10 protein-coding genes and 1 pseudogene are annotated in these 9,322 nt (G+C 64.2%); 2 read left to right on the top strand and 9 right to left on the bottom strand.

Features of this window, described 5'->3' with window-relative positions; all coding sequences use genetic code 11:
* Positions 1-65 precede the first annotated feature (65 nt).
* The 5 genes from CH274_RS12020 to CH274_RS12040 all read right to left on the bottom strand — a co-directional run bounded on the left by CH274_RS12020 (position 66) and on the right by CH274_RS12040 (position 4,355).
* Positions 66-824, bottom strand: a complete 759-nt coding sequence (locus CH274_RS12020) for an SDR family oxidoreductase (RefSeq protein WP_032396725.1) — start codon at positions 822-824, stop codon at positions 66-68.
* Positions 825-891: 67 nt separating this feature from the next.
* Positions 892-1,629 (bottom strand): lysophospholipid acyltransferase family protein, encoded by a 738-nt coding sequence (locus CH274_RS12025; RefSeq protein ID WP_094657535.1) that lies wholly within the window; start codon positions 1,627-1,629, stop codon positions 892-894.
* 15 nt (positions 1,630-1,644) lie between these two features.
* Positions 1,645-2,400, bottom strand: coding sequence for an ABC transporter permease (locus tag CH274_RS12030; RefSeq protein WP_094657536.1), 756 nt, complete (start codon positions 2,398-2,400; stop codon positions 1,645-1,647).
* A complete protein-coding gene (locus CH274_RS12035; protein ID WP_094657537.1) occupies positions 2,397-3,392 on the bottom strand; it encodes an ATP-binding cassette domain-containing protein in 996 nt (331 codons plus the stop codon). Before CH274_RS12035 ends, CH274_RS12030 begins: the two co-directional genes overlap by 4 nt.
* A gap of 96 nt (positions 3,393-3,488) precedes the next feature.
* Positions 3,489-4,355 (bottom strand): lysophospholipid acyltransferase family protein, encoded by an 867-nt coding sequence (locus CH274_RS12040; RefSeq protein WP_256993561.1) that lies wholly within the window; start codon positions 4,353-4,355, stop codon positions 3,489-3,491.
* A gap of 228 nt (positions 4,356-4,583) precedes the next feature.
* Here CH274_RS12040 and CH274_RS12045 point away from each other — a divergent pair, with 228 nt between their 5' ends.
* A complete protein-coding gene (locus CH274_RS12045) occupies positions 4,584-5,987 on the top strand; it encodes a GntP family permease (RefSeq protein WP_032396729.1) in 1,404 nt (467 codons plus the stop codon).
* A gap of 58 nt (positions 5,988-6,045) precedes the next feature.
* On the opposite strand, the gene CH274_RS12050 is transcribed toward CH274_RS12045, so the two are convergent.
* The gene (locus CH274_RS12050; protein ID WP_094657538.1) at positions 6,046-6,648 is read right to left on the bottom strand and encodes a YdeI/OmpD-associated family protein; all 603 of its coding nucleotides are present in this window, start codon (positions 6,646-6,648) and stop codon (positions 6,046-6,048) included.
* 119 nt (positions 6,649-6,767) lie between these two features.
* Here CH274_RS12050 and CH274_RS12055 point away from each other — a divergent pair, with 119 nt between their 5' ends.
* Complete coding sequence (locus tag CH274_RS12055; RefSeq protein WP_179275713.1) at positions 6,768-7,238, top strand: YdeI/OmpD-associated family protein; 471 nt, start codon at positions 6,768-6,770, stop codon at positions 7,236-7,238.
* Between the two features lie 150 nt (positions 7,239-7,388).
* Here CH274_RS12055 and CH274_RS12060 read toward each other — a convergent pair whose 3' ends face one another.
* From CH274_RS12060 to CH274_RS29670, 3 genes and pseudogenes are all read right to left on the bottom strand, one after another.
* Positions 7,389-8,351 (bottom strand): SMI1/KNR4 family protein, encoded by a 963-nt coding sequence (locus CH274_RS12060; protein WP_094657540.1) that lies wholly within the window; start codon positions 8,349-8,351, stop codon positions 7,389-7,391.
* Between the two features lie 20 nt (positions 8,352-8,371).
* Positions 8,372-9,076, bottom strand: coding sequence for a M50 family metallopeptidase (locus CH274_RS12065; protein WP_032396733.1), 705 nt, complete (start codon positions 9,074-9,076; stop codon positions 8,372-8,374).
* A 77-nt stretch (positions 9,077-9,153) separates the two neighbouring features.
* Positions 9,154-9,322 (bottom strand): annotated as a pseudogene (locus CH274_RS29670) (acyl-ACP desaturase); the annotation flags it as partial.

Consider the following 9,322-nt stretch of genomic DNA (forward strand, 5'->3'; position numbering starts at 1 on the left):
CTGCGTGAATGGACCATTCACACCCGTCTGGGCTCGTGAATGGTCCATTCACGCATCTGGAGAGGTCAGTCCTTCGGCCCACCGGCGGCGTAGACGACCTGACCCGAGATGAAGCCGGCGCCCTCGCTGACGAAGAACGATGCCAGGTGCGCGATGTCGTCGGGGTGACCGACGCGATTGACCGGAATCTGTGACGCCGCAGCAGCTTTGAAGTCCTCGAACGGCATGCCGACACGTTCTGCGGTGGCCGCCGTCATCTCCGTCTCGATGAACCCGGGGGCGATGGCGTTGGCGGTGACACCGAACTTGCCGAGTTCGATGGCGAGGGTCTTGGTGAAGCCCTGCATTCCGGCCTTGGCGGCGGAGTAGTTGGCCTGGCCGCGGTTGCCGAGGGCGGACGTGCTCGACAGGTTGACGATGCGACCCCATTTGGCGTCGATCATGTGCTTCTGGACCGCGCGGGTCATCAGGAACGATCCACGCAGGTGTACGCCGAGAACGGAATCCCAGTCCTGCACCGTCATCTTGAACAGCAGGTTGTCGCGGGTGATGCCTGCGTTGTTGATCAGTACGGTCGGCGCACCGAACTCGCTCGCGATGCGATCGACCGCAGTCTGGACCGATTCTTCGTCGGCGACATTGGCACCGATGGCCACTGCCTGCCCACCGGCAGCCTGGATCGCGCCGACGGTGTCGCTGCACGCGGCCTCGTCGAGGTCCACCACGGCGACTCCGAAACCATCCTTGGCCAGCCGCTTCGCCACCGCGGCGCCGATTCCACGCGCACTACCGGTGACAATGGCCGTCTTGATCTGATCGCTCACGAATATCTCCTGACGAACGCCGAATCGAATTACCTGTCATCTGTTTCTACCAACCCCGCCGGCGCAGTCAGTACGCAGCCACCGCACCGTCGAGCGCCTTCTGCATTCCTTGCGCCACCACCCGCGTGATGTCGATCGGCTTCTCGGGCAGTTCGGTGATGGGCGTGTCGATGTAGACGCTCGCCCGCTTCACTCTCGGCGCACCGGGGCCGTAGCTCAGACCGATGCAGATCAGCACCGGCTCGACCCCGAGCTTGCGCGCCCGCATCGCGATGTGTCCGATACCGCTGCCGACGTGTTGCACCGTCTTCGGATCCTCGAGGTTGCAGGTTCCCTCGGGGAACACTGCGAGGTCGTCGCCCCGCTTCATGCGCTCTGCGCTGACATCCATCATGCGGCTGCCCGCAGCGCTGACCGCGCGCATTCCGTGATTCTTGCCGCGGAAGACAGGGATTCCACCCATCATGTCGATTCGCTTGCGCTGCTTGGGTTCCTGGAACAGCTCGTCCTTGGCCAGTACCCGAGTGCGGCCGATGACCGGACGCAGCGGCGACGACCATGCCGCCGCTGCGAGCGTGTACGGATCGTTCTCGGTCAGATGATTGACCGCGATGAGCAGACGCGTGTTGTCGTAGACGAGACGACGCAGCTCCTCACGGGCACCGTCGGGATACGACACCCGCGGGCGGAAGCGTCGGGCAAGGGTGGCATAGGCCAACCTCGCGACCTGACGATTCTGCTGGTGGCGCAGGTAGAAGTCGTACACGGTCACATCGTTTTCGAGAATTACCGCAGGCCGATCCATGACGCGAGCTTAGCCTCACTCCCGCTTCGAACCCATAGCCCGGATCCCGACGGCAAGTCCGACCACCGCAGTGGCCGCGGCCGCGACGACACCTGCCGTCACCGTCGAACTCGCGAAGTCGCCGGCGAACAGAGCACGTTCGGCGTCCACGAGATATCCGAGAGGGTTGATGTCGACCAGGAACTGCATCCACCCCGGCGCGGCCGTCAGCGGCAGCATCGTGCCCGACAGTATGAGCAGTGGGAACATCAGTGTCTGCTGGATGGACCAGAACACCCAATCCTGTCCGCGCACAGCCAAAGCCAATGCATAGGACAGAGCGCCGAGTCCGACGCCGAACACACCGAGCAGCACGATTCCGACGGCGGCACCGATCGGATTCACGGACAGGCCGAGCGGCAATGCCACCAGAACGATCAGCACGGCCTGAGCGGCCAGCGGCACCATTTCCTTGAACGCGCGCCCGACCAGCAGCGCCGATCGCGGCAACGGTGTCACCAACATTCGTTCGTGAGACCCCTGCTGCAATTCGGCCAACAGATTCGAGCCCGTCATGGACGTTCCGAAGATGGTGATCATCGCAAGCACACCGGGAACGAACCAGTCCCACACACTTCCGGCCCCGAGACCGGGAACATCGGTGAGCAGCGGGCCGAACAATGCCAGGAGAATCAGCGGTTGGACGAGACTGAAGATGACGGTGAACGGATCGCGAACCATCGGCCGCAGTTCGCGGCCCATCACCAACGTGCTTCCGGAGAGTACGTTCATCGGAGTTCTCCTGCCGTGCCGGCGCTTTCGAGTGAAGGCGTGGCCGCCGCAGCGCTCTCGCGAAGGCTGCGCCCGGTGAGACCGAGGAACACGTCGTCGAGGGTCGGCCGCGTCATGTCGGCGGTCAGTACTTCGATACCGTGGGATTGACTCAGACGCACTATCTGCGGCAGAACCACCTCGGCGCGCTCGACTCGGATGTTCAACCGCGAACCCGCAACCGTCACGTCTCTGACTCCGGCCACACCGCCGATCAACGCAGCCAGCGCCGACGCGTCGGACACGGTGAGGACCACGAGGTCGCCTGCCAGTTCGGACTTGAGCGCCGTGGCGGTGTCATCGGCGATGACGGTGCCACGGTCGACGACGATCACCCGCTCGGCCATGGAATCGGCCTCGTCGAGATAGTGCGTGGTGAGCACGATGGTGGTACCCATCTCGCGTCTGAGCCGGAGAATGTGGTCCCACAGGTTCGCTCGGCTCTGCGGATCCATTCCGGTGGTCGGCTCGTCGAGGAACAACAGGGGCGGTCGATGCACCAGACCCAGTGCGATGTCGAGCCGGCGACGCTGCCCGCCGGAAAGGGTCGAGACCGTACGGGCAGCGAGCTCGCCGAGCTCGAGCGCCTCGATCAATTCGTCTGCGCGACTGCGTGATCGGGGACGTGTCATGCCATAGCACAGGCCCTGCACGACGAGCTCGTCGCGGACGCGTTGATTGTGGCCCGCGCCGTTGCCCTGTCCCACGTAGCCGAGGCTGCGCCGGACGCGATCTCGATCCTTCGTCACGTCGAATCCGGCGATTCGCGCCGAGCCCGAAGTCGGTGACAACAGGGTGGTCAGCATGCGCAGCGTGGTCGACTTGCCGGCCCCGTTGGGTCCGAGCAGCGCCACCAGTTCTCCCTCACCGATCGCCAGATCGATGCCGCGCACCGCCTCCACGGTCTTCTTGCCTTGCCGGAAAGTCTTGGTCAGTCCCGATGTTTCGATCATGTGTGACGCCCCTCGTCGTAGCGGTGAATCCCTACGACGGAGAGGCTAGAAACGATCGCGGTCAGGTTCGGTCCGTGTTGCCGGGCCGACGAGAAATCAACTGAAGACGGGAAACTTTCGCTTGCTGGCGAGGGCGTCCATCCCGGACTGGATGCTCGCACGTACCTCGTCGTACTTGGCGTCGACGTACGCCTCGTCCTCGCACCGAGCCGGGTCGTGGTCCAGTTCCACCGGCGGCATGAAACGCGTACGAATCTTCGCGGGCAACGGAATCTGCGGCAGCGCGGCGGGCGCGATGATCCACGGAAGAGAGATCGCGATCGGGAACACCTTCAACCGTGCGATCTTGTCCAGCTTGAGCACCTTCGCCAGCTTGTCACCGCGGATCAGCACCGGCATCGCGTCGGCCCCACCCACGGTCGCCACCGGCACGATGGGTACACCCGTCCGAATGGCGAGCTTGATGAAGCCGGTTCGGCCGCCCAGCGTCGCCTCGTCTCGCTTGCTCCAGGGCCGCAACGAATCGACCTCACCGCCCGGCCACACGATGACGTCCCGGCCCTCGGCCAACGCCGTCGACATCGAGTCCGGTGCCGCGGGCAGCACGCCCATGGATCGAAAGACTTTGCCGATCAACGGGAACGCCATCAGTGCATCGTGCGCGGTGCCGTGCAGAATCCGCTTCTCGCCGAAGTGTCGCCACCATTGCGCGCCGACCGTCCACGCGTCCCACACGAACGGCGCACCCGAGTGCACCCCCACGACCAGCACCGGCGACTCGGGGATGGTCTCCCAACCGTCGATCTCCATTCGGAAGTACCGATCCATCACTCCGTTCCACAGCCGCTGCTGACGGTCCATCGCGACGGTGTTCTGATCGTCGAGGTCCCAGCCGCCTGCACGTTCGGCAACAACGGCTCCGAGACCACCGGACGAGTTCGCCCGTCGCTCCTTCATCTTCATCCGCGCAGCGGCGGCGTACCGCTGCGCTTGCTCGCGCAACTGCTCCTTCGTCGGCTCCCCGGTCGAGTCTCCGGTGCCGTCCCCACCCGTTACGTGATCCCCATCACTCATACTCGCACCGTACTCCACAGCACCCGAGTCGACCGACGACCGGAGCTCGTAACCCCACGCGGCTTGCAGACTGTCCGATATGGTCGAAATTCGAGCCGAACGAACGAGGTAACCCCCATGGATCCGATCGAACCGGCATACGGAACGACTGTCTTGCTGCTGATCGCAGCCGCAGCTGTAGCAATCTTGCTGTTCCTCATCATGAAGGTGAAGCTGCACGCCTTCGTCTCACTCGTCCTGGTCAGCGCGGTCACCGCTGTCGCGGCGGGAATTCCGCTGGCGGACGTGCCGTCGGCCCTGCTCTCGGGCTTCAGTTCCACACTCGGATCTGTTGCCCTACTCGTCGCCTTGGGTGTGATGGTCGGCAGACTGCTCGAAATCACCGGTGGCGCACAGGTATTGGCCGACACCCTGATCAACCGATTCGGGGCCAAGCGCGCCCCTCTCGCCCTGGGTGTCGCCGCACTGATCTTCGGCTTCCCCATCTTCTTCGACGCCGGCCTGGTCGTCTTCCTGCCGATCATCTTCACCGTCGCCAGACGGTTCGGCGGATCCGTGCTGCTGTACGCCCTCCCGACGGCAGGCGCTTTCGCCGCGATGCACGCCATCGTTCCCCCGCACCCCGGTCCCGTCGCAGCCACCGAACTTCTCGGCGGCGACATCGGATCGGTACTGCTGGTCGGCGTCCCCGTCGCCGTCGTCTCCTGGTTCGTCGGCTCCTACCTCGTCGGCACGCAGCTCGGTAAGCGGTTCCACACCCTGCCCGCCGACCTCTTCTCCGACGGCGCAGCCGACACCGACGAACACGACAAGGAAATGGCCGGCCTCCGAGACCCCGCCCCGAAGTTCGGTGCGGTGCTGTTCATCCTGCTGACGCCGCTGGTGCTGATCTCGCTCAATACCGTGGTCAACACACTGACCACTTCAGGCGTACTGACCGGGGACGAGACCTGGGCCGCGGCGCTGACGCTCATCGGCCAGACCCCGATAGCACTGCTCATCACCTTGCTGCTGGCCCTGTTCATCCTCGCGCCGGGACGCTTCCCCGTAGCCGACGGTGCCAAGTACATGGACCAGGCTCTCGGACCCATCTGCTCGATCATCCTGATCACCGGTGCCGGCGGCATGTTCGGTGGAGTACTGCGCGCCAGTGGCATCGGGCAATCCCTCACCGCCTCGTTGTCCGACATCGGGTTGCCGATTCTGCTGCAGGCCTTCCTGATCGCCACCGCACTACGCGTCGCGCAGGGTTCGGCGACCGTGGCACTGACCACCACCGCCGGGCTGATCTCGGTGCAGGTGGCCGAGCTGGATCTGAGCAACTTCAAGATCGCACTGTTGGTGTTCGCACTGGCCGCCGGAGCAACCGTCCTCTCTCACGTCAACGACTCCGGCTTCTGGCTCGTCAGCCGCTTCTTCGGTATGGACGAGAAGACGACCCTCAAGACCTGGACCGTCATGGAAACCACGCTCGGATTGGCGATCTTCGCACTCGCGTCGCTGCTGTGGGTGGTGTTCTAGCGGGGCGAGACGTGACCCGATGATCGACACTCGGCCCACTCATCGGCGGCGCGCTCCGTCACTGTCGATCGCGCTTGGGTTGCCAACGAGCTGCGCGTTCGCCGATCGATGCGAGCCACGCAGTCTCGTGAACTCGAGCGGCGCGGGTCTCCGGCCGCTTGGCTGTGGCGATCCACTCCAGAATGCCGCGACGCGCGGACGGAGGGAATTGGTTCCAATTGTTCTCCGCATCAACGCATTCGGAGAATGCAGCCGCAAGGTCGTCGGGAACGATCAGATCCTCGACCTCGTCGAGTACGGTCCACGATCCGTTGGCCACGGCAGCCTCGACGGCGCGCTCCCCCGCCGGGAGCATCAAACCTGCTTCACGGAGGGCTTCGACGCGAATCTTGTTCGGACGGGACCACGCGCTCGCGGGTTTCCGGGGCGAGAAATACAACATGGTTCGCTCGTCGTCGAGCTTGCGGGGTCGACTGTCGACCCACCCCACCGCAAGGGCTTCCGACACGGCGTCGTCGTAGCTGATCGCCGGCTTTCCGGTGGCCTTCTTCCACGACACCAGCCACGCAGATTGCACCGTCGCGTGATGTTCGGTCAGCCATGTCCGCCACTGCGCACGTGTCTCGGCATGCACTCTCGGTGCGTCGTCCATGACGGCCATGGGTATCCCTTCCCTCACTGTCTTGAAGGTCCGTCACCGGCTCGAAGACTTTGCACTCGATTATGCTGCGATCGTGGGCGACATTCCCTTCGGTGTTGTGTCGACGGCGCGAGGCATCGGTGAGTGACCGCATCCGGTTCGACGGAGTGCTCGAGCCGATGACGTGGGGTAAGAACACGTACACCATCATTCGTGTACCGACTCGCTTGGTCGAGGCGGCGGAACGGTGGCCGACTCGCCGGATCGACGGTTCGATCGAGGGCACGAGTCTCAATCTCGGTCTCAACAAGGCAGATTCGAATGTGATGCCCGGGTCCTTCGTCTACATCGGTGCAGGTCTTCAACGCCGGTTGGGCATTCGCCCCGGTGACCTGGTCTCGTGCAAGTTCGAGCCGGCCGACCCCGATCTGGTGCCGGTTCCGAAGGACCTCGAGGAGGCGATGAGGAACGCGCAGTGCACAGCGGCCTGGGAGCGGAAGCGGCCGAGCGAGCGACGTCAGTTGTTGATGCCGATCGACAACGCGGCGCGCGAGCAGACCCGAGCGGCCCGAGTCGCCCGACTTGTGAAGCTGCTGACCGACAGTTCGTAGACGGGTCCCAGCTGTGGATTCGGGTCCACCGCAGTCGATACAGCAGGCGGATGGTCGAGCACATGCGACCGCCGTTTCGTGCCGATTGCGGACCCTGACCGTCCTACACAGGTGCGGAGGACGCGCAAGCAAATGCCCGTGCTGTTCAGTTCACTCGTCGGCCTCGAGCACGCATCCCCCTGGCGGAAGCTCGAGGACGATGACGTCGTGTCCCTCTCCGGTGACGAATGCTGTGAAGACCGTTTCCGCTCCATCCATCCACACCCACCAATTCATGTTCGCACCCCGCAGGCGCGGCACCTGACGATAGACCGCTCGGGCGTCCTCGACCACGGCACTCGGGTGCAGCCTCCGAGCGGCATCGATGACGGTGCGGCGCACGTGGTCCAGATCGATCAGATCGTCGTCGTCCGACAGCTGGGATGGCCGAAAATCGATGAGCGGGAATGGTACTCGAACGACGGGAAGAGTAGTGGCGTAGGCCATCGACCCCTCCGAGAACGCGGGGTCGCCCCATTCGAGCACGCCGTCCACGAACGAGGGCGTCACGTCGTCGTAGATCGCCGATCCCGTCTCGACGCTGCGGTGCAACGCTGCAATGAATTCGGCCAACGAGTCGAACCATGGCGCACCCTGGTCAGCGGAGTCGTATGAGAAGCTGCGAATACAACCTCGCCGGGCACCCGGGCGTGTGTCGATGTAAAGTGTTCCGCCCGAACCGTCTTCGGCGAACGGAACATACGCCGGGACGAACATCTCCGCCGTCTCACCTGCCTCCTGGGCAAGGACTTCGGCCGGCCAGTCCTCACCCAGATCGTCGATCGGATGCGGATTTTCGAGACTGAACCTGTGCCGATCCACCGCTCGGTCGAGCGAGTACAGAGTGAAGTCCGGCAATACGGATCCGGCCGGCACATACTCCTCGCCGTAGGTTTCGTGCTGCCCGTCGTGCAACCCGTAGAACTCGCGCAACTCCTCCGTCCACGGCGTCGTCGCGCGTTCAGCGGCCTCGCGCTCACTCACAGACCTTGGCGGCCGAATCGACGCAGCGGTGATCGGCGCGCGTTCACGAAGCGTCGCCATGTATGCCGTCCATACCTCGGTGAGGTTCACGACTCGAACCTAGACGAGCATCACTGCACCGGCATCAGAATTCGCCACGCGCCCAGTGCCAATGAGCCGACGGTGACGAGCAGGAACAGCCCGACCCAGACGATGCCGGGTAGGAAGGTCAATCGAGCCAGCTGATCGGCGTCGGAGTCCCGCGCCCGTCCTGCGCTGCGCGATTTCTGCAGTTCGAGCACGGGACGCGGACCGGCGATCAGCAGGAAGAACGTGATGAAGTACGCCGCGGCGACCTGTTGCTCTCCGGTGCCCCACCAGGACACGACGAACAGGGCGGCCCCGACGGTGACCAGGGAGAGCAATCCGTAGATGTTGCGAATCATCAACAGCATCAACGCGATCGAGACGATACCGATCCACAGCACCGCGGACGCATGCTGAGTCCCGAGCACGAACGCGGCACCGAGACCGAGTAGCGACGGCCCCACGTAGCCCGCGAAGGTCATGGCGATGACGCCGAGGCCGGTCGGCTTGCCCTTGGAGATCGCGACGCCCGAGGTGTCCGAATGCAAGCGCAGGCCCATCAGCTGACGACCGGTGATCAGTGCGACGAACAGATGCGCGCCCTCGTGCGCGATGGTCACCACGTTGCGCGCGATCCGCCACGTTTGCGGCAACACGACGATGACGAGTGCAATCACAGCAGCAACTTGGACGATCCATACCGGTGGATCAGGACTCACCGCGGAGATGCGGTCCCAGAATTCGTTCACACCCAAGTATGCGGCTTCGCCGCAGTGGTGCGGTTATGTGCCGCTGAGGGCACATAACCGCACCACTGCCGCAGGCACTACGACGCGCGTGCTTCGGCCTTCGCACGTTCGCGGGCGAAGGAACGATCACGCATCTCCTCGAACTTCGTGGCCTGACGCTCGAGGTCTTCGAGGAACGCGGCGAGTTCCTCGCGCTTGTTCTCGCCGCGGCCGGTGAAGTCGTTGCGCTCGAACACGCTCCACTTG

Source organism: Rhodococcus sp. 06-418-5 (assembly GCF_002258285.1).
Lineage (GTDB): Bacteria > Actinomycetota > Actinomycetes > Mycobacteriales > Mycobacteriaceae > Rhodococcoides.

Excerpts from the sequence above, each read along its gene's own strand:
- CH274_RS12025 (WP_094657535.1), bottom strand. The coding sequence starts at position 1,629 with ATGGATCGGCCTGCGGTAATTCTCGAAAACGATGTGACCGTGTACGAC.
- CH274_RS12030 (WP_094657536.1), bottom strand. The coding sequence starts at position 2,400 with ATGAACGTACTCTCCGGAAGCACGTTGGTGATGGGCCGCGAACTGCGG.
- CH274_RS12035 (WP_094657537.1), bottom strand. The coding sequence starts at position 3,392 with ATGATCGAAACATCGGGACTGACCAAGACTTTCCGGCAAGGCAAGAAG.
- CH274_RS12040 (WP_256993561.1), bottom strand. The coding sequence starts at position 4,355 with ATGAAGATGAAGGAGCGACGGGCGAACTCGTCCGGTGGTCTCGGAGCC.
- CH274_RS12045 (WP_032396729.1), top strand. The coding sequence starts at position 4,584 with ATGGATCCGATCGAACCGGCATACGGAACGACTGTCTTGCTGCTGATC.
- CH274_RS12050 (WP_094657538.1), bottom strand. The coding sequence starts at position 6,648 with ATGGCCGTCATGGACGACGCACCGAGAGTGCATGCCGAGACACGTGCG.